The sequence below is a fragment of the Microbacterium sp. F2 genome, from assembly GCF_052274505.1.
Taxonomy (GTDB): Bacteria; Actinomycetota; Actinomycetes; order Actinomycetales; family Microbacteriaceae; genus Microbacterium.
In genome coordinates this window covers 1-25,012 of the sequence record NZ_JBNVBV010000005.1, presented here as the reverse complement: position 1 = coordinate 25,012, position 25,012 = coordinate 1, and the positions used below count along the sequence as shown (strand labels likewise).

Below are 25,012 nucleotides of genomic sequence, written 5' to 3'. Positions count from 1 at the left end.
AGAACTCCTCCGCGAGGGGTCAGCGAAGCTGGGCGAAGGCCTCGACCCGATCCGTGGGGCCGACGATCAGGATGCTGTCGCCGTGAGCGAGGACGGTCTCGTTGTCGGCGTTCATCCACGTCTCTTCGGCGTGCTTGAAAGCGGTCACCGTGACGCCGTGCTTGCGACGAAGCGTGGTTTGGCCCAGGGGCGTCCCGACGATCAGGTCGGGAGTCGTGATCTTGGCCAGCGAGTACCCCGGCTCGATCTCGAGATAGTCCTTGGCCGCGCCTCGAACGAGGTGGGCGACCCGTCGACCCATGTCCTTTTCGGGGTAGATCACGCGATGCACGCCGAGCTGCTCGAGGATGCGGCCGTGCTGATCGTCAACGGCCTTGGCCCAGATCACGGGAACCTTCATTTGGATGAGCAGGGATGCCGTGAGGATGGAGGCCTTGAGGTCCTGGCCGATCGCAATGACGACGCGGTCGAACTCATCGACGGCGAGCTGACGCAGTACTTCCTCTTTGGTCGCGTCGGCGCGCACGACCTGCGTGAGTTCACCGTTGTGCGACTGGACGAGGTCTTCGTCGGTGTCAATGCCCAGGACCTCCGTGCCCGCTGCCATCAGCTCCAGAGCCAGGGCACTGCCGAAGCGCCCGAGCCCGATCACGGCAACGGAATCTGCCTCGGCGATACGCCGGGAGGAGTCGGCGAAGAGGGCGAACCTAACCAATGGCGGGCCTTTCCTTGGGAAGTTCATACAGGATGCGGCGCTCGCGCAGTGCGAGAGCCGATCCGAGGGTGAGTGGACCGAGGCGGCCGAGGAACATAAGAACAACGAGGACGATATCGCCGCCCGCTGGCAGGTCAGCTGTGATGCCGGTGCTCAAGCCGACGGTAGCGAACGCGGAAATCACCTCGAAGAGAATCTCGTCGAGACCGCGCCCGGTCATGATCATGAGCGTGATGGTGGCTACCATCACGGCGCCGAGCGCGACGAGAACGACGGTGATCGCCTGCCGGTGCACCGCGCGAGACAGTCGCTTGCCGAAGACGTTGACCGCTGCCTCGCCACGCAGCTCCGTCCACATGATGAAGAACAGCACGGCGAAGGTCGTGACCTTGATTCCACCCGCCGTGCCGGCGGGTCCTCCCCCGATGAACATCAGAACGTCCATGCCGAGCCAGGTCTCGTCGTGCATCTGACCGATATCGACAGAGTTGAAACCGGCGGTGCGCGTCTGAACCGAGTGGAAGAAACCCATCAACACCCGATCGGCGGGCGGGTAGCTACCGAATGTGCCCTCGTTCGACCATTCGAGAACCGTGATGTACACCGTTCCGGCGACCAGCAGCACGGCAGTGCCCCACAGCATGATGCGGGTGTTCATACTCCAGTGCAGGGGCTTGCGAAACTCCTTGCGCAGTTGGAGCAGGACCGGGAATCCGATCCCGCCGAGGATGACCGCGCCGCAGATCGGCAGCACGATGAACGGGTCAGCGGCGAAGGGAATGAGGTTGTCGGTGTAGAGAGCGAACCCCGCGTTGTTGAACGACGACACCGAGTGGAACAGGGCGTGCCACGCTGCCTCGCCGACGCCGTAGCCATAGTGAAAGAAGAACCGCGGAAAAAGGAAGACGAAGACGACAGCCTCGATCACCAGCGACATGAGCACGATGCCACGGACGAGACCCTTCACATCGCGGGTTGACAGTGCTCCCGCCTCGGCGGCTGCCGTCATGCGGGCCCGTACGCTGAACCGTCGGGCGATCAGCAGACCGACGAGCGACGCGAAGATCATGATCCCGAGGCCACCCAGCTGAATCAGCAGCATGATGACGACGAGCCCGAAACCGCTCCAGTGCGTCGCCGTGTCCAGAACCGTGAGGCCCGTGACGCACACCGCCGAGGTCGCCGTGAACAGCGCATCTACGACGCTGGTGCTGCGGTCGTCGGCCGCTGAGATCGGGAGAAGAAGCAGTACAGTACCGGCGAGAACAGCGCCGGCGAAGCCGAACACGATCACCTGGGCCGGGTGGGGTCGCCACCAGCCTCGTCGCGTCGACGACGTCAACGCCGCGCGGGAAGTCACGAACGAGAAGCATACGCCGGTGCCCCGTGGCGTGTCGCGGCCCCTCGCGCGGAAGGTTCGGTCAGGAGCCTGCGGCGAGCTCGCGCGAGCGGGCGAGCGCGGCATCCGTCGCCCGTCCGAAGAGGGCGCCCAGATCGGCATCCTGAAGCACCGCGATCGCCCGCTCGGTCGTGCCCTTCGGGCTGGTCACCTGCCGGCGCAACTCTCTCGGGTCCTCTCCGGATGCCTCTAGCAGCGCGCCCGCGCCGATGAAGGTCTGCTCGACGAGCAGCCTTGCCTGCTCGGGTGTGAAGCCCTTGCCCTCGGCTGCCCGGGCCAACTCCTCGATGAGGAGGTAGACGTAGGCAGGTCCCGACCCCGAGATCGTGCCCAGGGCATCGATCTGCTCCTCGTCGACCTCGACGACGACCCCGACTGTCTCGAACAGGCCGCGCACTCTCGCGCGGTCAGCCTCGCTCGCGCGTGAGCCTGCCGCAAGTCCCGTGACGGCCCGGCTGACCAGGGCTGGTGTGTTCGGCATGGATCGCAGCACGGCGACGCTCTCGGGAAGCAACGCTTCATATGTCGCCGTCGTCACGCCGGCGGCCAGACTCACCACGATTGCCCCGGGCCGCAGCGACGGAGCGATCTCGCGCAACAGCTCCGGGACCATCGCGGGCTTGACGCCGACGAGAATCACGTCGGCTTCGGCAGCCGAGATCCGGTTGCGCTCCGGGTACTCCTCGAGCGCATAGCTGCGGATACCCGGGAGGTCGGCGAGGAGGGCGGCTTTCTGCCCCGAGCGGTTGGTTGCGATGACATCGGCTGCGCCGGATGCGGCGACCCCGCGCGCGATCGCACCCCCCATCGAACCTGCTCCGAGGACGGCGACGACGAAGGACGGTGCAGAGGATGCCATGGCGTCATCCTAGGCGCGGACGTTCTGCCAATTTTCACGCTCGGCGTCTCCCTTCCCACAGCAAGGGCGGGCTATCGTCGGAGGAGTCGGCGCAACGCACGCGTCCCCGGCCTGGGTCACTCCAGAACACTCGAGAACCAAGGATCCGCTATGACCCTTTTCGACGGCATTGTCTCCCGCACGATCGAGACCCCTCGGCTCGCCGTGAACATCCTGGAACGCGCCGAGGATGACCCGACGACACCCGCCGACCGCACTGTCGTGTTCGTGCACGGGAACGTCTCGTCTGCGCTGTTCTGGCAGGAGATCATGCAGGATCTGCCGTCCGATCTTCGCGTCATCGCGATCGATCTGCGGGGCTTCGGGGGAACCGAGAACCTGCCAGTGGACGCAACCCGGGGAGTGCGCGACTTCAGTGACGACGTGTTCGCGACGATGGAGGCTCTCGGCATCCCCACCGCACACTTCGTGGGTTGGTCGATGGGCGGCGGCGTCGTCATGCAGTACGCGATCGATCACCCCGTCCTCAGTCTGACGCTGCAGGCCCCGGTCTCGCCGTACGGCTTCGGCGGCACGCGCCGCGACGGAAGCCGCCTGACCGACGACGATGCCGGCACCGGCGGCGGCGGCGGCAACCCCGACTTCGTCGAGCGACTCACCGCCGGCGACACGAGCGACGAGGCTCAGACCTCACCCCGCAGCGTCTTCCGCTCCGGCTACGTGGCCCCCGGCTACAGCAGCGAGAACGAAGACATCTGGGTGGCCTCGATGCTCACGACATCCACGGCATCCGGCAACTACCCCGGCGACGGCGTGCCGAGCGAGAACTGGCCTGGTTTTGCTGCCGGGACCGTGGGCGTTCTCAACACGATGGCGCCGAAGTACTTCAACACCGCGTCGATCGTCGACCTCGAGCCGAAACCGCCAATCCTCTGGGTGCACGGTACGGCTGACGCGATCGTGTCTGACGCATCGTTCTATGACCTCAACCACCTCGGCGCTCTCGGCATCATCCCCGGGTGGCCCGGAGAGGATGTCGCACCCGCCCAGCAGATGGTGTCGCAGACCCGTGATGTGCTTGAGGCTTACGCTGCGGCCGGCGGGCACGTCGAAGAGTTGAGCCTGGAGGGTGTTGGCCACTCACCCCACCTCGAGCGCCCGGTCGAGTTCCGCCACGCTCTGCTGCAGGTCATCGGCTACATCGGGCAACCGCCGACCTCGCTCCCCGCAACCGAGACGATCATCCTGCGCTCGGCCGACTGAGCGGCACGAGCCCGACACGCGACGGGCCTAGACTCCCGCTCATGAGTGCATCGGGCGGTAATCGCGCCATCATTGCTGCGTTCCTCGCGAACCTGGGGATCGCGCTGTCGAAGTTCGTCGCGTGGTTCGTTTCCGGATCTGCGTCGATGCTCGCCGAGGCCATCCACTCGGTGGCCGATTCCGGGAATCAGCTGCTGCTCCTGCTGGGCGGGCGCAAGTCACGGCGTGCAGCCGACGCGGAGCATCCATTCGGGTACGGCCGCGAGCGCTACGTGTATGCGTTCGTCGTCTCGATCATCCTGTTCTCGGTCGGTGGGCTCTTCTCGATCTACGAGGGCATCGACAAGCTCACGCATCCGCACGAGCTCGAAAACGTGTGGGTACCCATCATCGTCCTGCTCATCGCCATCGGGCTCGAGTCGTTCTCACTGCGCACGGCTATTCACGAGAGCAACCTCGTGCGTCCGAAGAACCAGTCCTGGGTAGCGTTCGTCCGCCATGCGAAAGCGCCGGAGCTGCCGGTCGTGCTGCTCGAGGATGTCGCGGCGCTGACAGGCCTCGTCTTCGCCCTGTTCGGCGTCGGGATGTCGTGGCTGACGGGTGACCCGGTCTACGACGCGATCGGCACCCTCCTGATCGGCTCACTGCTGATCCTGGTTGCCGTCACGCTCGGCATCGAGACCAAGAGCCTGCTCGTGGGCGAGGGTGCAACCCGCGCCGATCGAGACAGCATCGTGGCCGCGATCGAGAGCGGCGACGAGATTGAGCGCGTCATCCATCTGAAGACGCTGTATCTCGGACCCGACGAACTCATGGTCGCCGGCAAGCTCGGGTTCACCTCCGACAAGACCCTCGGCGAGGTCGCCACCGACATCGACGCCATCGAGGCACGGATCCGCGAGGTCGTCCCGATCGCCCGGGTGATCTATCTCGAGCCAGACATCTACCATGCCCCGACCGAACCGGTTGCCGATACCGGAACGGCCGGCGCTTCGGCAGCCGACGGCACCGACACTCGGCCCTAGAAAGGCAGCCATGGAGTATTGCGTCTTCACCGAGCCACAGCAGGGGTTCTCGTACGCGCAGCAGCTGGTGAGCGCCCAGGCAACGGAGCGCCTCGGGTTCGATGGCTGGTTCCGCTCGGACCACTACCTCGCCATGGGCACCGGTGACCCGCTCCCCGGCCCGACGGATGCATGGACGACCCTTGCCGGCCTCGCCCGGGAAACCGAGCGGGTTCGCCTGGGCACACTCGTCTCGCCGGTGACCTTCCGTCACCCCGGCGTCCTCGCCATTCAGGTGGCGCAGGTCGACGAGATGTCAGGCGGCCGCGCTGAACTCGGCCTCGGGACGGGGTGGTTCGAGCAAGAGCACGAGGCCTACGGCATCCCGTTCCCCGCGAGGCGATTCGACCTGTTCGAAGAGCAGCTCGAGGTGATCACCGGCCTCTGGGCAACACCCGAAGGTCAGACCTTCGACCACGAAGGCAGTGTCTACCGACTGACCCAGTCACCGGCGCTGCCCAAACCCGTGCAACCGCAGGTTCCCGTCATCATCGGCGGCGGCGGGCTCACACGCACCCCCGCGCTGGCGGCACGGTTCGCCACAGAGTTCAACATCGGCTTCCAACCCGAGGACAAGGTCGCCGACGCTTTCGAACGCGTGCGGCAGGCATGCGTCGACGCCGGGCGGGACCCGGGTTCACTCAAGCTCTCGGTCGCGCTACCCACCGTGGCCGGCCGCGACGACGCCACTCTCGACCGGCGTCTGGCCGCAATCGGCCGGGAGCGCACCGGCGACGAGGGTGAGGCGATGTTCTTCGGCGGTGCCGACGAGATCATCCCGAAGGTCGAGCGCCTGGCTGCGCTGGGAGCGACCCGGATCTACTTCCAGCAGGTTGATCTGACCGATCTCGACCAGCTCGAGGAGCTCGGGTCCGACATCCTCCCCCGCCTGCCCCGCTAGCGGCTTCCGCGATCAGGCATCGCGTCGGGCGGCGAAGAAGTCGCGCAGCACGGATGCCGCGGCATCCGCCTCCACGCCCGCGATCACTTCCGCGCGAACCGGGAGCCGACGATCCCGCACGACGTCGTAGAGCGATCCGGCAGCTCCCGCCTTGTCGTCCCACGCACCGTAGACCAGCCGAGAAACGTGCGCCTGGAGCAGGGCGCCGGCACACATGAGACATGGCTCGAGCGTGACGACCAGGGTGCATCCCTCCAGGTTCCAGGAGCCCCGGGTCTGGGCTGCCGCCCGCATCGCGACGACCTCGGCATGCGCTGTCGGATCGGTCGTCGCCTCGCGTCTGTTGCGGCCCTCGCCGATGATCGCCCCGGTCTCATCGAGAACGACAGCGCCGACCGGAACCTCGCCGGTCGCCGCCGCATCACGTGCCAGCTCGAGCGCGCGGCTCATCGCCGTGCTGTCGGTGTCGGCGCGAGTCACGCCACGAGCCTAGGACTACTCTGAGGCGTATGCGCTTGCACGTCGCCGATCACCCGCTCATCACGCACAAGCTCACCGTCCTTCGGGACGAGCGCACACCCTCGCCGGTCTTCCGACAACTGACCGAGGAGCTCGTGACCCTTCTGGCCTACGAGGCGACCCGCAACGTTCGGGTGTCGGAGATCACGATCCGCACGCCCGTGACCGAGACGACCGGTGTGAAGATCAGCGAGCCTCGCCCGATCGTCGTTCCGATCCTGCGCGCGGGCCTCGGGATGCTCGACGGGATGGTGAAGCTCCTCCCCACCGCCGAGGTCGGGTTCCTCGGCATGGTGCGCAACGAAGAGACCCTCGAGCCCACGACCTACGCCGAGCGACTGCCGGCCGACCTGAGCGACCGGCAGTGCTTCGTGCTCGATCCGATGCTTGCAACCGGCGGCTCACTCGGAATGGCAATCGACTTCCTCTTCGACCGCGGCGCCCAGGACGTGACAGCGATCTGCCTGCTCGGCGCCCCGGAGGGAGTGGCCGCGATCGAGAAGCAGGTCGACGGTCGCGATGTGACGCTGGTGCTCGGCGCCATCGACGAGCGCCTCAACGAGCGCGGCTACATCGTGCCGGGCCTCGGCGACGCCGGCGATCGCCTGTACGGCACGGTCTGACGGCTCGCGCACTGACGGTGCCCGGCTGCGCGCCGGGTCGCCGCTAGAGCCATTTGCGCGAGCGGAAGATCGCGTAGAGCCCGCCTGCGAACGCCAGCATCATTCCGATCGCCATGGGGTAGCCCCACGGCCAATGAAGCTCGGGCATGTAGTCGAAGTTCATCCCGTAGACCCCGGCGATAAGGCTCGGCGCGAAGATGATCGCCGCCCATCCCGAGATCTTCTTGACCTGCTCGTCTTGACGCATCGACACTTCGGTGTGGTGACGAGCGACAAGGGCCGAGTGAACGGTCAGCGCCTTGTCGAGCAGAGCTTGCGATGACTGGACCCGCTCGCTCACGCGGGTGACGTTATCGAGGACGTCCCGCATATGGCGGCGCAGTTCCAGATCGACGTCGAACTTCTCGTACCCGCGTCGAAGGCGCTCGATCATTCCGATCAGCGGGTGGACCGCCCGGCCAAACGCAGCGGCCTCACCATACAGCTCGTAAATCCGCCGCGAGAGGAACTCGTCGTTGGCGTCGCCGAAGAGCTGATCTTCGATCTCGTCGATGTCATTCTCGATGCCCCCGATGACCGGCTCATAGTCGTCTACCACCCGGTCGAGTACCGCATAGAGAACCGCCTCGGAACCGAGCCGCAACAGCTCGGGTGTGCTCTCGAGCCGCTGTCGCACCGCCGCGAGATCGGGAGACTCCGCGAGACGGATGCTGATCACGAAGCCGTGTCCCACGAAGAGGTGTACCTCACCGAACTCCACGCGCTCTCGAGCGTCGTCGTAGCGGGCCGGGCGCAACACGACGAACAGCGTGCGGTCGTACCGCTCCACCTTCGCGCGTTGGTGACCCGTCGAACCATCCTCGACCGCGAGCGGATGGAGGTCGAACTCCCGCGAGACCGAGTCCCATTCCTCTGCCGTGGGACGGTACAGCCCGATCCACGCGAACCCATGGAGCTCTTGTCGAAGCCGGTACGCCTCCTCGAGCGACGTCGGGCTCTCGACCCGCACCCCGTCGACATAGATGGCACTATCGATGACCGGCATGATGTACTCCCGAGATCCGAGGCGCGAGCGAGCCTCGGCCGGATCCTAGCCGACGGGGGTATCGCCTCCGGGAACCACCGCACTCATCGCTGGAACCGCCGAAGCAGCATCCATCGCCCTGCCCGTCTCGGTGGGTACGGCGCCGACCAACCGCGCAAATCCGCTGAGGCGAGCCACTCCCTCGGGCGTGCGTGGAAGATCGTCCAGCAGCCCCGGCGAGTAGACGATGTAGGCGGTGTGCATCGCCCGCGAGATGGCGACGTTCAGGCGGTTGCGCAGCAGCAGGAATTCGAGTCCTCGGGGTGCGTCTCGACCCGAGGATGCCGCGAGCGACACGATCGCGACGGCAGCCTCCTGCCCCTGAAAGCGGTCGACCGTCCCGACCGGCACGTCCGGAAACCCGGCGGCCGAGAGCGCTGACTCCACGAGCACCTGCTGCGCGTTGTACGGCGTCACGACGATGATGTCGGAAGCCCGCAGAGGCCGGGATGGCGCGCTGGTCGCCGAGCTGTCACCGTCGTCCACGACGACATCCGTCCACGAGCGCCCGACGAGATCGCGCACGATCTCGACGACCGTCTCGGACTCCTCCGGCGACTGGGTAGCCCGGCCGCGATGACGAACCGGCACCGGAACGACGCCGGCCCTCACACCCTCGAGGCGCCGCAGCGCTGTGCTGGGGTGAGCGCGCAGCGCACCGCGGTACGACAGGTCGGAGACCGGGGCGGTGACGGCGGGATGCATCCGCCGCGAGGCAGCGAGGAAGCGCCCAAAGCTCGGCGGGATGACGTCCTCGCCGTCCATGATCCACCCGAGCGCCGACGTATCGACCGGCTCCGGATGGGTCCCCTGGCTCACCTGCGGAAGCTGCTGAGGATCTCCGATGAGCAGCAGCCGCGGGGCTGCGAGCGAGACGGCGATCGTGGATGCGAGTGAGAATTGGCCGGCCTCGTCGATCACGAGCAGGTCGAGGCTTCCGCGCGGCACACGACCTTCGTGGCTGAAATCCCATGCCGTCCCACCGACGACGAAGCCGGTTGCCGCGTTCTCGGCCGCGAACGCCGGCACGCCGTTCTTCGGGATCACGGTGAAGGGCACATCGGCGTCAGCATCCTTTGGCGCCTTGCCGACTTGAGAAGCGGGCACCCCCGCCGCGATGACGCGGCCGAGCATGTGCTCGACCACCGCATGTGATTGGGCGACGACTCCCACGCGGAACCCGTGCTCGGCGACGAGCCGCTCGATCACGTGCGAACCGACGTAGGTCTTGCCGGTACCGGGCGGCCCCTGCACCGACAGGGCGCTGTGGTCGAGGCGAAGCACTGCTTCGACGAGCGCGTCGACGTCATCCGCGTCCGCAGCGACCGTCGCCGGATCACCCGCGAGCAACCGGGCAGGCAGTCGCCGCAGGATGTCGGATGCCGGGTCTTTCGGGAATCTCGGGTGGGCGTCGATGACGGCAGCCGCCCACGCGTCGATGGCGGTCTGCTGACTTGCCGCGCGAGGTGGGGCAGCGGGCGTCAGCGCGATCGGCAGGTCCTGCCAGGTGAAACCCTCGACGGCGCGCTCTTCGATGACCACACCGTCCTCGAGCTCCTCGATGACGCTGACCCGATGGTCGGCGTGAATCCACCGCGCTGAGGCGTCGAACGGGAAGGGCGCGGGCAGCTCGTAGATCGCGAAGGGGTCGGCTCCGGGGCGGAGACGTGTGCCAGGCGCGAGCTCGCCGCGCACCTCGATCACGCGCCGGTCTGCTCGTGAGCCCTCGGGCCTGTGCCAGTCCTCACGGATGCGGGAACGCGCCGGGTCCACGGCAACGACGTCTCGCGTGTCTTCCCACAGCGACATCGGTTCGCGAAGCCGCAGGTAGTGGGTGGCCCAGAACGACTTCGCCTCACGCGGGTAGTAGTCGATCGCTGCGGCGGCGAGGCGCAGTGCCTGCGCGTCGGCTTCATCGGAGGTCTCACCCGCCAGGCGCAGCAGCGTCGTCGCCTGCGGCGAAGGTTCGTAGCCGGTCTCGCTCGGTTCCGGATTCGCTGCCGGGCGCCGACCCGTCTCCCGAGCGCGGTCGACGAGCCAATCGCGCAGGCGCCGGGTCGAGACACAGTCGTAGCGGTTGTAGTCGGCGATGTCATCGAGGATGAGCTGCGCGGCATCCGCGTCCCCGTCTTCGGCGAGCGACCGTGCCTCGACGTATCTCACGATCGAGTCATCGCCGCGCTGCACATCGCTCGTGCGGACCTCGTCGCCCATGTACAGGGGCTCGAGCTTCTTGATCGAGTAGGAACGCGACCCCACTCGCAGCGCGCGCCTGACCACGGGATAGAGGTCGACGAAGACACCGTCGCGCAAAAGACGGTCGACCTCCGCCTCGCGCACCCCGTAGCGCGCCGCCATCTGCAAGAGGTGCGTGGGCTCGTAAGGCGCGTAGTGGTAGATGTGCATGGCGGGATGGGCGTGCCTGCGCACCGCGACCATGTCGAGAAACGTCTCGAGGGCAGCGCGCTCGTCGGCAAAGGAGTGGGCCCACAGCGCGCTGTACTGTTCGCGATCGTCAACCCAGCCGAACAGGTAGTCCAGACCCCACGAGATCGTCTGCTCACGCCCGGGCGCATCATCGTCGGACGCTTCGGTGTAGAGCGGGTCACCCTCGAAGTCGAAGAACAGGTCGCCGTGGTCGGGCCGCGGCAGCGCCGCGAGGGCAGCCGGTACGACGACCTCGAACGGCGGTGGCGCGGGTGCCGCGGGCGCACCGGATGCCGCGTCCACGGCTGCTACCGAGTCGAACGCGCCCACACCGGCTGCCGTTCGCAACTGCAGTCTCGCCTGGGTCTGCAGCATCGCGAAGGTGTCGGGGTTCATCCCCGCCGGCGTCGCGTTCGCATCGACCAGATCATCGATCGTGCGGATGCCCGCTGCCTGCATCCGTTCGCGCTGGACGGGACGGATGCCTGCCACCAGCAGCAGATCCCGGCTCGCGACGACCTCGAGCTCGCACGTCGGGCACCTGCCGCACGCGACGATCCCCAAGTCGCCGCGCGGGTCATCCCACGCGACCGGGGCGGATGCCGAGAGCCGGTCTGCCAGGAGCGCACGGAGACGCTGGCGGCGCAGGGCATAGACCGGAAGGAGGTCGTCGACGCGGTGGGTGCTGGTCGATCCGTCGCCGAGCAACAACTGGACCTCGCTGGACCGGGGCACCCCCAGCTGGTCGAGTCGGTCGACGTATGCCGCGAGCTGCATGAGCGCGGTGACGCGCGCATGGCGGGCCAGCTTGGTGTCCTGTACGATCCAGCGCCCGTCCGAATCCCGCAGGAGGAAATCCGCGAAACCCACGAACTCGTCGTCGGCGAAGCTCGCCTGATAGATCACGGCCGCGTCGTCGGACCGCAGCGCGTCGTTGGTGAGCGCGACGGCGTGAGCCAGGGCTTCGGCATCCGAGGAGGCGGTCTCGGGAATCTCCACGACGGCGCCGTCGAAGCGTTCGCGGTACGCCTCGAGCGTTCGTCGTTCGTGGACGCCGCCCAGTCGTCCAGCGCGTTCGAGGGTGAGATCAACCGGATCCTCCACCGGATCGACCCGACCGAGCTTCGCGTCGATGGCCCGCACCCAGGCGAACTCGCACTCGGCGGCGGCCTTGAGGTCGCTCGCACTCCAGACGAACCGACGCTCGCTCTCGATGTATCGCATGATGCCTTTCCGCTCCCGACGATAGCCGGGCCCTCCGACACGACCCAGCCAGGATGCCGGGCACGGTGCAGTCGCGGGCTTCTCGGCGCGGCAGGACGCGAAGTGCGAGACTGGAGGCGTGAGCACGAGCCTGCCGTTCGAAAGCGCGTACCGCCACGGCTTCGCGCGCGTCGCGGCGTGCACGATTCCGGTCGCGGTAGCCGACCCCGTAACCAACGCCGAAGCGGTTCTCGCGGCAGCACGCGAGTGCGACGCGGATGCCGTTGCCGTCGCCGTGTTCCCCGAGCTCTGCCTGTCGGGCTACGCCATCGATGACCTCGTCATGCAGGACGCACTTCTGGACGGCGTCACCCGCGCCATCGAGCGGATCGTGGCTGCATCCGTCGATCTCTTCCCGGTGCTGGTGGTCGGCGCCCCCCTGCACCACCGCAACCGCCTCTACAACTGTGCGGTCGTCATCCATCGCGGCGAGGTGCTCGGCGTCGTGCCGAAGACGTACCTGCCCACGTACCGCGAGTTCTACGAGCGGCGCTGGTACGCACCGGGCGAGGCGTGGTCGGGCGAGGCGATCCGGATCGGCGATCTCGAGACCGTCTTCGGCACGAACCTGCTCTTCGAGGCCCGCGACATCGAGGGCCTCGTCCTTCATGTCGAGGTGTGCGAAGACATGTGGGTGCCCGTTCCGCCGTCATCCCGGGCAGCACTGGCGGGAGCGAGCGTGATCGCCAACCTCTCGGGAAGCCCGATCACGATCGCCAGGGCCGAGGATCGCCGCATCCTCGTGCAGTCGCAGTCGCTACGGTGCCTGAGCGCCTACGTCTACGCCGCAGCGGGCCTGGGCGAATCGACGAACGACCTGTCGTGGGACGGCCAGACGATGGTCTACGAGGCCGGCGCGCTGCTCGCCGAAACCGAGCGCTTCCCCGACGGCCCGCGCCGCAGCGTCGCCGACATCGATCTCGACAAGCTCCGTCAAGATCGCATCCGCCAGGGCACGTTCGATGACAACCGCAGTGCGCTCGGCGCCGACGACTTCGTCAGGGTCGAGTTCGTCCTCGACCCGCCTGCCACGGATGTCGGGCTGCGCCGTCACCTCGACCGGTTCCCGTTCGTCCCCGACGACCCCGCCCGCCTCGCGCAGGACTGCTACGAGGCCTTCAACATCCAGGTCGAGGGCCTCGTGCAGCGGATGCGGGCGATCGGCGACCCGAAGCCGGTGATCGGCGTCAGCGGTGGGCTGGACTCAACCCACGCGCTGCTCGTCATCGCCCGGGCGATGGACCGGATGGGGCGGCCACGCTCCGATATCCTCGCCTACACGCTCCCCGGTTTCGCGACCAGCGACCACACGAAGTCCAATGCGGTGGCCCTGGCGACAGCCATCGGCGCGTCGATCGAGACGATCGACATCCGTCCCACGGCATCCGAGATCCTCCACAGCATCGGACACGCGTTCAGCCAGGGAGAGCCGGTCTACGACGTCACATTCGAGAACGTGCAGGCCGGCGTCCGCACTGATCTGCTGTTCCGCCTGGCAAACCAGAACGGCGGCATCGTCATCGGCACCTCCGACATGTCGGAGCTGGCGCTCGGCTGGGCTACCTATGGCGTCGGCGACCACATGAGCCATTACGCGGTGAACACGGGGGTCCCGAAGACCCTCATCCAACACCTCATCCGGTGGGTCATCGCGCACGGTGAAGACCAGGGAGCCGCCGCCCTCACCCGCGAGGCGACCACCGTGCTGCAGTCGGTGCTCGACACCGAAATCAGCCCGGAACTCGTGCCCGCGGACGAGGATGGCAAGATCCAGTCGACGCAGGATCGTATCGGCCCCTACGCCCTGCACGACTTCACCCTCTTCCACGTCCTCCGGTACGGCATCCGCCCCTCGAAGATCGCCTTCCTCGCTGAACGGGCGTGGCGGGATGCGGATGCGGGCGCCTGGCCCCCCGGATTCCCGCTCGACGAGCGATATGCGTACGACCGGGACACCGTGGTGCGCTGGCTGCGGGTGTTCCTGCAGCGCTTCTTCGGGTTCGCGCAGTTCAAGCGCTCAGCAATCCCCAATGGCCCCAAGGTGTCACCGGCCGGGTCCCTGTCGCCGCGCGGCGACTGGCGCGCCCCCTCTGACGGCAACGCCCGGGTGTGGCTTGCCGAACTGGATGCCGCGCTAGAGCCGGCATCCGACGCCTGATCCCTTTCGGCTCGACCTCACACGGGGGTGCGGGCGTCCTCCGCGTCGGCGAAAGCGAGCGTCACGACGAAGCCATCGCGGGAGAGATCGAGGATCGTGTACTGCGCCCTGCGGTCGGGGACCCACCCCCGCTGCCGGGTCGCGTCGAGCTTGACGACATCAGGCACAACGCGCGCACCGCGGCCGTCGGCTTCGCGCACGGCCTGCACGCGCGTCCAGTGGTCGATGAGGTTCAAGATGTTGGACTCGTCGAACAGACGTGAATGCCGCTGCATCTCGTGGATCGTCGCCTCGTCGGGATGCAGGTCGCGGATGTCGAGGCCGATCGTGTACGGCTGATCGGTGAGAGCGACCACGGTTGCTGCGCGGAAGCTTGCATTGCGGATCTGCAGGGGCAGTTCCTTGCCCTCAACGCTCGCGAACAACTGCGTGTGGAACCCGAACTGAGCCGGGGCTTCCCGCTCGACCCTGACGTCTTTCGGGTCGAGCTTAAGCTTGGCGGCGACGAGTTCCTTGGCCAGGACGCGCTTGCGATCGTGTTCGCTCATCGACGGGTCCCACCCGAGCCGCACATCGATCCCGTCGGGAGTTTCCAACACCACAGACTTCACTTGCGTCCTCCTGTCGTCGCCTCCCATCTTGGCCGCTGAGCGTGAACCCGTACACCTCGAAACGCCAGGCAAAATGAAGGCATGAGACTTCTCGTTGCGGCTCTCGACCGCGAGCTGGTTGCGTTTCCCGACGAGCTTCCCGGCTTCGACCGCCTTGTCACGGGCCCAGGAAAGCTCCAGGCAACGCACGCGCTGACACGCGCCCTGGAACGCGGCGACTACGACGAGATCGTCGTCGTCGGCACCGCCGGCGCCATCCACGATGATGTCGAGGCCACTGTGCACGAGGTCACTGCCGCGATCCAGCACGATGTGACCGACCTCGACAATGTCGTTGGGCAGCACGTGTCACTCCCGGCGATGCTCTCGTTCGGCGGGACTGGCCATACGATCGCGACCGGCGACCACTTCGTGGATGACGCCGATGCCGCTGCAGGCATCCGCGATCTGGGAGCGACCCTCGTCGATATGGAGGTCTACGCGTACGTGTGGGTCGCTCAGCAGTACGACGTGCCGATCCGGGTACTGAAGGCCGTGTCGGATCGTGCCCAGGACGGCGCCCGGTGGGACTGGGGCGAAGCGACGGATGCCTGCAGCGTGCTGCTCCTGGAGCGGATGCGCCGAGACTACGATCTCTGAGCCCGCAGCCTCCCGGCTCAGGTCGGGCCCGCGCGACGCTCTTCCGCTTCGTCGGCTTCGGCGTCCCGTGCCGCAGCTCGGCGCCGGGACAGGTCGACGATCGAGACGACGAACGCCAGCGCGATGAAGAGGGCGACTGACGACATCCCGATGAGGTAGGCGTCGTGGTAGACCGCCAGCGAGTCCCGGTTGCCGGTCTCGCGATAGATCGTGGCGTAGAACAGGGCGAGAGCGACGGCAGTGCCGACGGCAGTACCGATGCGCTGACCGAGTTGGCCCACTGAGCCGGCAAGGCCTCCCTCAGATACCGGCACGTCCGCGAGTGCGAGGGTCTGGTTCGGTGAGATGACGAGCCCACCCCCGAGGCCTCCGACGATCATCACGGCGCCCATCAGCCACGGAGTCAGCGCGGGCGTCGCGAAGACGGCGACGAGCACGAGACCGACCGCCGAAACCAAGACCAGGATGAGTCCGCCAACGACCAAGGGGCGACCGATGCGGGTCACGAGGTTGCCGCCCACCCAGGAGGCCACGGCGCTCGGTAGCGCGAAGCCGATGGTGACCATTCCGGCGAAAACTGGCTCGAGCTCGAGCCCCGTCTGCAGGTACAGGGTGGTCAGCAGGAACAGGGCCGGGAGGGCCGCGAAGTACGAGGTAGCGAGCAGGGTGCCGTTGCGATAGGACGCGATGCGAAAGAGCGAGAACGGGATCAGTGGCGCGTGCCCGCGGGCAGCGTAGCGCCGTTCCCAGGCGACGAAGAGGACCGCGAACAGGACGAAGACGGTCAGCAACCACCACCGCCGTGGGTCGTCGTCGGGTGAGCCCGTGGTGAACAGGAACGGCCACATCAGGGCGAGCACCGTCACGCCGAACAGAACCACACCGATCGGGTCGAGAGCGATGCGGCGGCCGGTGTGGATCCGAGTGGTCGGAAGCACCCAGACCGCCGCGGCGATCGCGGCGATTCCCAGCGGAACGTTCATCCAGAAGATCCAGCGCCAGCCGTCATCCGGACCGCCGAGGGCGATCATGAGCCCACCGAGCGTCGGTCCGAATGCCGTGGCGAGCCCGATCGTTGCTCCGAACAGACCGAACGCGCGCCCCCGCTCCGCCCCCCGAAAGATCTGCTGAATCAAGCCGAGGACCTGCGGCATCTGGATGCCGGCAGCAACACCCTGTAGCAACCGGAAGACCATGAGAACCACGATGTTCGGAGCCAGCGCGCACCCAAGGCTTGCGAGAGTGAACAGGATCAGGCCCACCAGAAACAGCGCGCGGCGGGAACGCTGGTCGCCCAGGCGCCCCATGGGAACCAGGAACAGACCGAAGGTCAGGACGTAGCCCGAGACGATCAGCTGGAGTTCTGTGGAACCAGCGCCCAGCGCATGCTCGATCGAGGGCAGCGCAACATTGACCTTCGACAGGTCGAGGATCGTGATCGCCGCGACGGATGCCGCGACGGCAAACGCTCGCCACCGCGCGGCGTTGGTGAGCGGGATCGTGGTGGTTCGTGGCTGCGACGACGCTCCCGAATCCGAACTCACCCTGCCAGCGTATGCCCCTGCCGATCGGGCAAGGCCCGTGACGGTGTCACTCGCGATCAGAGCCGGCTGGGCGCGGCCTCGGTGATGACGCTCGACCCGTAGGGCGTCGCTTCGACAAGGATGCCGATCGGAAGCTGCTCCTTCATCGCCTCGACGTGACTGATCACGCCGATCGTGCGGCCGCCCGAGCGCAGGTCATCGAGGGTGCGAAGCGCCAGCTCGAGAGTCTCAGCATCCAGCGACCCGAACCCTTCGTCGATGAAGAGCGTGTCGAGCCGGATGCCGCCGGCACGGCTCGTGACGACCTCTGCGAGGCCCAGGGCGAGAGCGAGGGAGGCAAGGAAGGTCTCGCCGCCGGACAGCGACTGGGGAGGACGGGTACGGCCCGTATACGCATCGTGGACATGGAGCCCGAGGCCCGACGCGGCGCCTCGCCGCGCCAGAGTGTCGGTGTGTTCCAGACGGTAGCGCCCGTCGGACATGTCGGCGAGACGCAGGTTCGCGGCAGCGACGATCTCTTCGAGTTCGGCGGCCAAGACGAAGGTCTCGAGCGTCATGCGCATGGTGTTCGGGGCGCGCCCGGCGAGTGTGTCGGCCAGACGCACGATGGTCTGGTGTTGCTCGCGCCGCTCATGTCCGTCGCGATCGAGCTTCTCGATTGCCTGTCGCAGGTCACCGAAACGCGCGACGCGCTCACGCACCGCTGCCAGTTCGGCGACGGCATGCTGCCAGGTGTCGCGAGCGAGCGTCGCCTCGCCAAGCGAGGCGTCTGTGTCGACGAGGTCATCGGGCGCGTCGGCGAGCTGCAGCTCGAGTTCGAGCAGCCGCTCCTTCGCGATGCGTCTCGCGGCGTCGTGATCGCTCAGCCGCGACGACAGGTCTTCGAGCTGGGTGGGTGTGAGCAGCGCGGCGCGCGCTGACGGGGCATCGGGGAACGAGGATGCCGCGACTTCCGCGTCGAGCTTGCGATCGGCATCCTGCCGCCGTTCGAGCGCGACCTCATGAGCGCGGCGAGCCTCGGCGAGCCGCTGCGCGGTTCGCCGCCGAGCCTCGGCGTCGACGATCCGCGCGTGGACGCTCGGGAAAGCACCGCACGCGGTTGCGACAGCTTCCTCAGCCTCGGCAATCCGACCGCTCAGGACAGTGCTGGCGGTGTCGAGTTCTGCCAGGCGAGCGGCAGCAACGTCCAGCTCTCCCCGCAGTTCGTGCTCACGGGCCTCGAGATCACCGCGCAGACGGCGGGCGTGATCGAGTGCCTCGGTTGCGCGCTCAGCGACGTCCAGCCGGGACTGACTTTCACCCTGACGCGCCTGAAGTTCTTCGACCGAGCCTTGCGCCCGAGCGCGGGCGGCATCGACGCGCGCGGTGATCGCGGTTAGGCGCGCGGCGCTCTCGCGATCCACCGCCAGGGCACGGTCGCGATCTTCTTCGGCGGCCGCGAGGACAGCATCAGTGACGGGATCATGGTTGCTCGGAGCGGGCTGGGGGTGATCGAGCGAACCGCACACGGGGCAAGGGTCATCATCGGTCAGCCCGTCGGCAAGCTCAGCGGCAAACCCGGCCAGGCGCCGACGCACAAGCTGTCCCCACCCGGCCACAGCCTCTTCGACGGCGCGCGACGCCTCGAGCCGGTCGGCGCTCGCCTGGGCAAGCTCGACAGCCGCCGCTTCGGCCTCTCGCGCGGCGATCAGGCGTGCGACAAGGTCCTCGCTCTCGGCGCGGGCTGCATCGAGTCCCGCCGCAGCGATGGACAGTTTCTCGATCTCATCCCCGAGCCGCCCGCGCTCCTGTTCGGCCAGGGTGAGCGCGGCGCGGGTCACGGCGAGAACCGCCCGAACCGCATCCACTTGCGTTGCCACTCGGGTCAGGTCGGCGCGGTCTGCGGCGAGTTGCTGCTCAGCTTTCTCGGCATCCTGCCATCGCGCGATGTCCCCCGTGAGCGCCTGGGCCACGGCAAGCAGATCGTCGACATCGAGGGCGGCGTCTACCCCCGCCGCAGCGTCAGCGAGCACCGCCGCCTCGACTGCGCCCGCCGCCTCGACATCGGCACGGGCGCGGGCCGCCTCGTCGATCGCGGCGCGCAGCGGCTCGGCAGAGCGAGCGCCCTCGAGGAGCGCTCGATCCAGCGCGAGCGACGCAGACTCGATCTCGATCGCCGCCATACGCTCGCGCGCGGCGTTGCGCTGCTGTTGCTGCTCGCGCAGCTGGCGCACGCGGGTGTGCGCGGCTTCTGCGGCAGCCAGGGCCGCGTCGGCCCGCTCGACGGCGTCAGCGCGGGTCTGCAGATCGTATCCCGCGCGGGCAGCCACGCGTTCCAGGTCGATTGTCTCGTCCGAGACGTGCCATCCGGCCTCTCGTGCGAGCGCTTCGACGTCACTCTGCAGGCGCTGCAGGTGCCCCGCATCGCGCTCCTGTTCACGCTCGGACTCGCGTCGGCGTTCGTCGAGGCGCTTCTCGTAGTCCTCGTAGATCTGGGTGCCGAACAGCGTTCGCAGCACCCGCTGCCGATCGGTGTTTCCTGCCAGCAGGAACTGCGAGAACCGGTTCTGGGCGAGCAGGATCACCTGCAGGAACTGCTGGTGGGAGAGCCCGACGACCTGGTGGATCGCGTGGCCCACGTCCCGCGGCCCGGCGGCGTACCCCACCCAGTGCTCGCTGCCGTCCGCAGCCGGTTCCAGCCGCTCGAGCAGAGCGTCGGCCGCGACGATTGTCATGCCGGTGCCGCGACGCTTGGGGCGTTCGTAGTCCGGCGAGCGCGAGATGCGCCACCGATCGCTTCCGGTGCTGAACTCCAGGGTGACCTGCGTCGGATCGTCGGGGCCGCAATGATCGCTGCGCAGGCGCCGATCGACTCCGTCATAGCGGGGGACCGTGCCGTAGAGGGCGAAGCAGATGGCATCGAGGATGCTGGACTTGCCCGCTCCGGTGCGGCCGGCGATCACGAACACCCCCGAGGGGGCGAGAGCGTCGAGGTCGACATCCTGCCGTTCTCGGAAGGGGCCGAACCCTTCGATCTGCACCCGGTGGATCCTCACGCGACGGCCTCCGCTACCGTACGACCCTCGATCACCTCGGAGATCAGCTCCGCCTCCGCCGGGCTGGCACCCTCACCCTCGCGGACGTGAGCAAGGAAGGCGCCGATGAGTTCGACGTCGGTCCGAGCCGTCCGCACGCGGCCGGCGTAGGTCTGATCGTCGCGCTCGTGCTGACGCTCAGGGGCGTGGACCACTGCCGCGCAGAAGGGGAAGCGCTCTTGCAGTCGGCGCAGCGGATCGCGCTGCGGTGTGGCATCCGTGTATTCGGCTCGCACCCACGCTGCCGCGGCGTGCTCGTGGTCAGCAGCGGAGCACAGGTCATCGAGCGTCCCGCGAATCGTGACGAGGCGGCGCGGGATCGGCAGGTCGAGCCAGGTGACAGAGGCTTCGCCGGTAGCCGAGAGATCGACAAGCCATGAGCCGCGCGGCTTGTCGGCCTCGCCGAAGCTGTAGTGCAGCGGCGCGCCCGCGTACCGCACGGTGGGCGCGAGCTGCTGACGACCGTGGATGTGCCCGAGAGCGACATAATCGATGCCCGCGAACTCGGCGAGCGGGACGACGTCGAGTCCGCCCTGTTGGATGTCTCTCTCGAGGCCGGGAGTGGGATCGACGCCCGCGGTGAAACAGTGGGAGACGACGATCGAGCGACCACCGCGCGCGGCATGGTCTGCGCGGATGAGTCCCATGGCGTGCGCGATCGCGTCGTGCTGGGTGCGCAGCTTCTCGCCGGGCCAGGTCCGTCGCAGCAGCGCGGGCTCGAGGTAGGGGATGCCGTAGACGTGCACGGGCCCGTGTTCGTCGGTCAGCGTGATCGGCGCGTCCAGCGTCGCCGGATCGGTCAGGACGTGGATTCCCGCCCGCAGAAGGCCGGACTGGAATCCCAGGCGGGCAGCCGAATCGTGGTTGCCGCTGGTCACGACCACGGCGGCACCGGCATCAGCGAGCCCCGAGAGCATGTCGGTGAGCAGCGTGTAGCACTCCGCCGGCGGCGTCGATGAGTCGAAGACGTCTCCCGCGACGATCACCACATCGACGGAGTTCTCCCGAACCTGCTCGATCAGCGCGTCGAGCACCTCCCGGAGCGCAGGCAGCGTCGAGTGCCCGTGGAAGGACCTCCCGATGTGCCAGTCGGAGGTGTGGAGGATGCGCATGCCCTCACGCTACGGCGGGCTCCCGACATCCGCCCCGAGGCTCACGGGGATACGGCGGCCTCGCGTGGAGCGGATGCCGCCGCGGGAGCTCCAGCACCTGCCCGCCCCGAGCCTGGAGGCGCCACCGACTCGCGCATCCGCAATGGCATCGGAACCCGCCGGATTCTGCCCCCGTCGGAGGCATCATCTTCCAGCAGCACCTGAAGCGCCAGCGCCCCCAGTTCGTAGTGGGGCAGCGCGAAGGTCGTCAGTCGCGGACGTAACCAACTCGCGAGCTGATGGTCGTCGAACGAAACGATCGAGAAGTCGCCGGGAATCGACAGTCCCGCCTCTTGAATCGCCTGGTAGGCGCCGAAGGCCAGGCGGTCGTTGAAGGTGATGATGGCCTCACCGCGCACGCCGGTGTCCAACAGTGAACGCGTGGCAGCCCATCCGTCCTCAGGCAGCCACACGGAGCACAGCCGCGCACTGGCGGGCTGCAGCCCGTCTTCGGCGAGGGCATCGAGAATGCCGCGCAACCGCTCGGACCCCGCGACGGTCTGCACCGGAACGTCATCGGGTCCCGGGCCCGCGCCCAGGAGGTGGATGCGGGAGTGCCCTGCCGCCCGGAGAACCTCGACTGCCGCGCGTCCGGCGGCGTACTCGTCGGGGACGATCGAGGGGACGGTTCCGACGGCGCTGTCTTCGGGAAGAGCGTTCAGCAGCACGACGCTTCGAGGATCGATTCCCGCGGGCACCGCACGCACTCGCGTGAACATCGACGCGATGATGAGGCCGTCGACCTGGCGGTCGATCATGCCCTGCACGAGGCGCCGCTCTTCGTCGGGGGCGCCTTCGGTCTCACCGATGAAGAGCATGTAACCGCTTCGGTGGGCGTATTCCAGAGCGCCCTTGATGAGGTCGCCGGCCAGCTGTGAGGTAGCGACAGTATCGGAGACGAAACCGATCGTGCGGCTCGATCCTTGGCGAAGCGCTGACGAGAGGATGTTCGGGCGATACGCGAGCTCTGATGCCACGCGGCGCACTCGCTGCTGCGCCGCCTCGGAGATCCGCAGCTCATCTCCGCGATCCGAGAGCACAAGCGAAGCGGTCGTCCGCGAGACACCGGCAGCAGCAGCGACATCGGCGAGGGTCACGCGCTTGGACTTCACGGTGTTCCTCCTTCGTTCGCAGCATCCTAGAGCGACCCGGGAGTGAGCGCTTCGCCGCGGCGTAAGCCAACAAACTGGCCGATATTGCCCCACTCGTCGCGAAAAGTTGGCGCGTACGGTCGCCTCTTCCCGGCAAGACGACCATATGCGCCGATAATCCGCGCCAGCGTCCCGCTGACGAGAATGCTCAGGCGCGAGCTTTGAGGATGCCGGCGTGCTCGGGGTGGCGCTCGAACCATTCGGCGACGTACCAGCACACCGGGATGACCTCGCGGTCGCCGCGCTCCTCCAGCTCGGCGACGGCGCGCGCAACGATCTCGGCCGCGTAGCCCTTGCCCCGGAAGGGTGGCGGCGTGAATGCCCGGGTGAGGGCGACGGAGCGACCGTCGTCGTTGTAATCGAGCGCGCTGACCAGATCGTCACCCACGTGCAGGGTGTACCGGGAGGCATCCTTCTGGTCGGTGAACCGCGTCTCGCTCATTCCTCCAGGGTACGCTCGCGCCGCCGGGCCGGCGCCGGTGTGACTCGGGATGACGCTCCGATGATCTATGCGGGAATCTCGTGGGTCGCGACCAGTTGCTGGTACCACCTGCCGCTGTCTTTCACGGTGCGCTCGAGGGTGTCGAAGTCGACGCGCACGATGCCGAACCGCTTGGCGTACCCGTAGCCCCACTCGAAGTTGTCGAGCAGCGACCACACGAAGTAGCCGCGCAGATCCACGCCACGGGCCATCGCGCGGTGAGCCGCGGTGAAGTGGCGCCGCAGGTAGTCGAGCCGCTCCGGGTCAGGCACCGATCCGTCGGCCGCCACGACGTCGTCGAACGCCGCGCCGTTCTCGGTGACCATGAGCGCTTGTCGCGGGAACTGCTCGCGCAACGAAACGAGAAGTTCCTCGAGCCCCTCCGGAGCGATGTTCCAGCCCATGGCCGTGTACGGGCCGGGCTGCTCCACGAACTCGACGAGCTGGTCGCTGCCGGGCCACGCCGTCCCACCCTCCGCGCCCTTGTGTCCGTCGTTCTGCTGTTTCGGTGAGACGCCGTCCCACATGCGCACTGTCGCGGTCGAGTAGTAGTTGACACCCAACACATCGATCGGCTGATGGATGTCGGCAAGATCCCCCTCGCGCACGAACGACCAGTCGGTCACGGACGCCGTGTCTTCCAGCAGGTCGGCCGGGTACTCCCCGCGCAGCATGGGCCCCGTGAAGGCGCGGTTCGCGAGGGCATCGATGCGGCGCATGGCTTCGGCGGCCCCGTCGCCCTGACCGCGCAGCACGTGGAAGTTCAGCGTGACCGAGTACTGCGGGTTGCCGGTCGAGGTCGCCCGCAGCGCCTGCACGGCTCGCCCATGCGCGAGGTTGAGGTGATGCACTGCCGCGAGCGCAGCTGCCGGCTCATGGCGACCCGGGGCGTGGCCGCCCTGGCCGTAACCGAGGTAGGCCGAGCACCACGGCTCGTTCAGCGTCGTCCAGGTGTGGACTCGATCACCGAATGCCGCGCCCACGATCCGCGCGTAGTCCTCGAACGCATCGACTGTTGCGCGGTTCGTCCAGCCCCCGGCATCCTCGAGCGGCTGCGGCAGATCCCAGTGATAGAGCGTCGCCACCGGCTTGATCCCTCGGGCGAGCAGACCGTCGATCAGTCGCGAATAGAAGTCGAGGCCTGCCTGGTTCACCGCGCCCCGGCCCGCCGGCACGATGCGGGGCCACGCGATCGAGAACCGGTACGCATCCAGCCCCAGCTCAGCCATCAGGTCGAGGTCACTCTCCCACCGGTGGTAGTGGTCACACGCCACATCCCCGGTGTCACCGTTCCACACCTTGCCCGGCGTCTTGCTGAACGTGTCCCAGATGGATGGGCCACGTCCGTCCTCGTCGAACGCACCCTCCACCTGGTAGGACGCGGTGGCCGAGCCGAAGGTGAAGCCCTCGGGAAAGACCAGGCCGGAATCGCGGTAGTCAGGAGATCCGGTCATTGCTCGCTCACTCTCGATCATTCTCCTTCGGTGACCGCAGCGCGGTCGACCTCGAACGTCTCGACCCGCCCGTCGGGGGTGGTCACCGTGACGCTAGCAATCCCCTCTCCCCCCCGGGAAGACACGCAGCGCGAGTCCGTCGAGATAGTCGTAGTCGGGCCTGTCATCGCGCGCACCCCAGGGCACGACTGCGCCGGGGCGCACGTACAGCGGCACGCTGTCGAACCCGTGGACCTCGGTGCGCCATCCGCCGCCCTCGACGCGCTCACCCGTCAACAGGTGGGTCCAGGCGCCGGGCGGGAGATAGAAGGTCACCTCGCCGGAAGCCGTGAACACCGGAGCAACCAGGATGTCTGGGCCCAGCATGTACTGGCGGTCGAGGTACTCGACGGCGGGATCGCCGGGGAAGGCCAGCGCCATGGGCCGCATGACCGGCGTTCCGGTGGACCTGGTCGCGACCTATACCGCTCGGCTGACGAAGTGTCACCATCGACCCCCTCCCCGTGAGCAGATTGCTCGCGGAATACCGGGGGAACAGGGCGCGATGCCCGCGATCGAGGTGCCTCACTGAAAAGTGAGCGCGAGGGGTGAGCTGGTGCCTCACGAATTGTGAGCGCGAGGCTTGCGGTCAT

The 25,012-nt window shown here is 67.6% G+C and carries 20 protein-coding genes; 6 read left to right on the top strand and 14 right to left on the bottom strand.

The window, feature by feature from the left end; all coding sequences use genetic code 11:
• Window positions 1-19 precede the first annotated feature (19 nt).
• From ACQVDU_RS10265 to proC, 3 genes are all read right to left on the bottom strand, one after another.
• Window positions 20-715 (bottom strand): potassium channel family protein, encoded by a 696-nt coding sequence (locus tag ACQVDU_RS10265; protein WP_331792242.1) that lies wholly within the window; start codon window positions 713-715, stop codon window positions 20-22.
• The gene (locus ACQVDU_RS10260; RefSeq protein ID WP_443477063.1) at window positions 708-2,075 is read right to left on the bottom strand and encodes a TrkH family potassium uptake protein; all 1,368 of its coding nucleotides are present in this window, start codon (window positions 2,073-2,075) and stop codon (window positions 708-710) included. The genes ACQVDU_RS10265 and ACQVDU_RS10260 overlap by 8 nt, the downstream gene beginning before the upstream one ends.
• A gap of 61 nt (window positions 2,076-2,136) precedes the next feature.
• The gene (gene proC, locus ACQVDU_RS10255) at window positions 2,137-2,973 is read right to left on the bottom strand and encodes a pyrroline-5-carboxylate reductase (RefSeq protein WP_443477062.1); all 837 of its coding nucleotides are present in this window, start codon (window positions 2,971-2,973) and stop codon (window positions 2,137-2,139) included.
• Between the two features lie 150 nt (window positions 2,974-3,123).
• On the opposite strand from proC, the gene ACQVDU_RS10250 reads away from it, so the two are divergent.
• From ACQVDU_RS10250 to ACQVDU_RS10240, 3 genes are read left to right on the top strand one after another with little or no spacing between them, the layout of a single operon-like run.
• Complete coding sequence (locus ACQVDU_RS10250) at window positions 3,124-4,236, top strand: alpha/beta fold hydrolase (RefSeq protein ID WP_443477061.1); 1,113 nt, start codon at window positions 3,124-3,126, stop codon at window positions 4,234-4,236.
• A 41-nt stretch (window positions 4,237-4,277) separates the two neighbouring features.
• Window positions 4,278-5,261: a cation diffusion facilitator family transporter gene (locus ACQVDU_RS10245; protein WP_443477060.1), complete on the top strand. Its 984-nt coding sequence runs from the start codon at window positions 4,278-4,280 to the stop codon at window positions 5,259-5,261.
• 10 nt (window positions 5,262-5,271) lie between these two features.
• The gene (locus ACQVDU_RS10240; protein WP_443477059.1) at window positions 5,272-6,201 is read left to right on the top strand and encodes an LLM class F420-dependent oxidoreductase; all 930 of its coding nucleotides are present in this window, start codon (window positions 5,272-5,274) and stop codon (window positions 6,199-6,201) included.
• Between the two features lie 12 nt (window positions 6,202-6,213).
• Here ACQVDU_RS10240 and ACQVDU_RS10235 read toward each other — a convergent pair whose 3' ends face one another.
• Entirely contained in the window at window positions 6,214-6,681 is a 468-nt protein-coding gene (locus tag ACQVDU_RS10235) for a nucleoside deaminase (RefSeq protein WP_443477058.1), read from the bottom strand.
• A gap of 29 nt (window positions 6,682-6,710) precedes the next feature.
• Between ACQVDU_RS10235 and upp the strand changes: the two genes are divergently transcribed.
• A complete protein-coding gene (gene upp / locus ACQVDU_RS10230; RefSeq protein WP_292710820.1) occupies window positions 6,711-7,343 on the top strand; it encodes a uracil phosphoribosyltransferase in 633 nt (210 codons plus the stop codon).
• A 43-nt stretch (window positions 7,344-7,386) separates the two neighbouring features.
• On the opposite strand, the gene ACQVDU_RS10225 is transcribed toward upp, so the two are convergent.
• Both ACQVDU_RS10225 and ACQVDU_RS10220 read right to left on the bottom strand, forming a co-directional pair.
• A complete protein-coding gene (locus ACQVDU_RS10225; protein WP_443477057.1) occupies window positions 7,387-8,388 on the bottom strand; it encodes a magnesium and cobalt transport protein CorA in 1,002 nt (333 codons plus the stop codon).
• Between the two features lie 45 nt (window positions 8,389-8,433).
• Complete coding sequence (locus ACQVDU_RS10220) at window positions 8,434-12,078, bottom strand: TM0106 family RecB-like putative nuclease (protein ID WP_443477056.1); 3,645 nt, start codon at window positions 12,076-12,078, stop codon at window positions 8,434-8,436.
• Window positions 12,079-12,196: 118 nt separating this feature from the next.
• Between ACQVDU_RS10220 and ACQVDU_RS10215 the strand changes: the two genes are divergently transcribed.
• Window positions 12,197-14,275: an NAD(+) synthase gene (locus ACQVDU_RS10215; RefSeq protein ID WP_443477055.1), complete on the top strand. Its 2,079-nt coding sequence runs from the start codon at window positions 12,197-12,199 to the stop codon at window positions 14,273-14,275.
• Window positions 14,276-14,292: 17 nt separating this feature from the next.
• Here the strand turns inward: ACQVDU_RS10215 and ACQVDU_RS10210 are convergent, their stop codons facing one another.
• Entirely contained in the window at window positions 14,293-14,886 is a 594-nt protein-coding gene (locus tag ACQVDU_RS10210; RefSeq protein WP_443477054.1) for a hypothetical protein, read from the bottom strand.
• 81 nt (window positions 14,887-14,967) lie between these two features.
• Here ACQVDU_RS10210 and ACQVDU_RS10205 point away from each other — a divergent pair, with 81 nt between their 5' ends.
• Complete coding sequence (locus ACQVDU_RS10205; RefSeq protein WP_443477053.1) at window positions 14,968-15,525, top strand: phosphorylase family protein; 558 nt, start codon at window positions 14,968-14,970, stop codon at window positions 15,523-15,525.
• Window positions 15,526-15,542: 17 nt separating this feature from the next.
• Here the strand turns inward: ACQVDU_RS10205 and ACQVDU_RS10200 are convergent, their stop codons facing one another.
• From ACQVDU_RS10200 to ACQVDU_RS10170, 7 genes are all read right to left on the bottom strand, one after another.
• Window positions 15,543-17,069: an MFS transporter gene (locus ACQVDU_RS10200; protein WP_443477052.1), complete on the bottom strand. Its 1,527-nt coding sequence runs from the start codon at window positions 17,067-17,069 to the stop codon at window positions 15,543-15,545.
• Between the two features lie 56 nt (window positions 17,070-17,125).
• Complete coding sequence (locus ACQVDU_RS10195) at window positions 17,126-20,089, bottom strand: AAA family ATPase (RefSeq protein WP_443477051.1); 2,964 nt, start codon at window positions 20,087-20,089, stop codon at window positions 17,126-17,128.
• An 11-nt stretch (window positions 20,090-20,100) separates the two neighbouring features.
• A complete protein-coding gene (locus tag ACQVDU_RS10190; RefSeq protein WP_228177842.1) occupies window positions 20,101-21,255 on the bottom strand; it encodes an exonuclease SbcCD subunit D in 1,155 nt (384 codons plus the stop codon).
• Between the two features lie 41 nt (window positions 21,256-21,296).
• On the bottom strand, window positions 21,297-22,406 hold the full coding sequence (locus tag ACQVDU_RS10185) for a LacI family DNA-binding transcriptional regulator (protein ID WP_363493761.1): 1,110 nt from the start codon (window positions 22,404-22,406) through the stop codon (window positions 21,297-21,299).
• 187 nt (window positions 22,407-22,593) lie between these two features.
• A complete protein-coding gene (locus tag ACQVDU_RS10180; protein WP_300590504.1) occupies window positions 22,594-22,887 on the bottom strand; it encodes a GNAT family N-acetyltransferase in 294 nt (97 codons plus the stop codon).
• Window positions 22,888-22,952: 65 nt separating this feature from the next.
• Window positions 22,953-24,380, bottom strand: a complete 1,428-nt coding sequence (locus tag ACQVDU_RS10175; protein ID WP_443477050.1) for a GH1 family beta-glucosidase — start codon at window positions 24,378-24,380, stop codon at window positions 22,953-22,955.
• A gap of 93 nt (window positions 24,381-24,473) precedes the next feature.
• Entirely contained in the window at window positions 24,474-24,800 is a 327-nt protein-coding gene (locus ACQVDU_RS10170; RefSeq protein ID WP_300590502.1) for a TIM-barrel domain-containing protein, read from the bottom strand.
• Window positions 24,801-25,012: the final 212 nt, after the last annotated feature.

Bases quoted from the DNA above. Each gene is read 5' to 3' on its own strand.
- ACQVDU_RS10245 (WP_443477060.1), top strand. From the start codon at position 4,278: ATGAGTGCATCGGGCGGTAATCGCGCCATCATTGCTGCGTTCCTCGCG.
- ACQVDU_RS10225 (WP_443477057.1), bottom strand. From the start codon at position 8,388: ATGCCGGTCATCGATAGTGCCATCTATGTCGACGGGGTGCGGGTCGAG.
- upp (WP_292710820.1), top strand. From the start codon at position 6,711: ATGCGCTTGCACGTCGCCGATCACCCGCTCATCACGCACAAGCTCACC.
- proC (WP_443477062.1), bottom strand. From the start codon at position 2,973: ATGGCATCCTCTGCACCGTCCTTCGTCGTCGCCGTCCTCGGAGCAGGT.
- ACQVDU_RS10190 (WP_228177842.1), bottom strand. From the start codon at position 21,255: ATGCGCATCCTCCACACCTCCGACTGGCACATCGGGAGGTCCTTCCAC.
- ACQVDU_RS10205 (WP_443477053.1), top strand. From the start codon at position 14,968: ATGAGACTTCTCGTTGCGGCTCTCGACCGCGAGCTGGTTGCGTTTCCC.
- ACQVDU_RS10250 (WP_443477061.1), top strand. From the start codon at position 3,124: ATGACCCTTTTCGACGGCATTGTCTCCCGCACGATCGAGACCCCTCGG.
- ACQVDU_RS10175 (WP_443477050.1), bottom strand. From the start codon at position 24,380: ATGACCGGATCTCCTGACTACCGCGATTCCGGCCTGGTCTTTCCCGAG.
- ACQVDU_RS10180 (WP_300590504.1), bottom strand. From the start codon at position 22,887: ATGAGCGAGACGCGGTTCACCGACCAGAAGGATGCCTCCCGGTACACC.
- ACQVDU_RS10170 (WP_300590502.1), bottom strand. From the start codon at position 24,800: ATGGCGCTGGCCTTCCCCGGCGATCCCGCCGTCGAGTACCTCGACCGC.
- ACQVDU_RS10220 (WP_443477056.1), bottom strand. From the start codon at position 12,078: ATGCGATACATCGAGAGCGAGCGTCGGTTCGTCTGGAGTGCGAGCGAC.
- ACQVDU_RS10240 (WP_443477059.1), top strand. From the start codon at position 5,272: ATGGAGTATTGCGTCTTCACCGAGCCACAGCAGGGGTTCTCGTACGCG.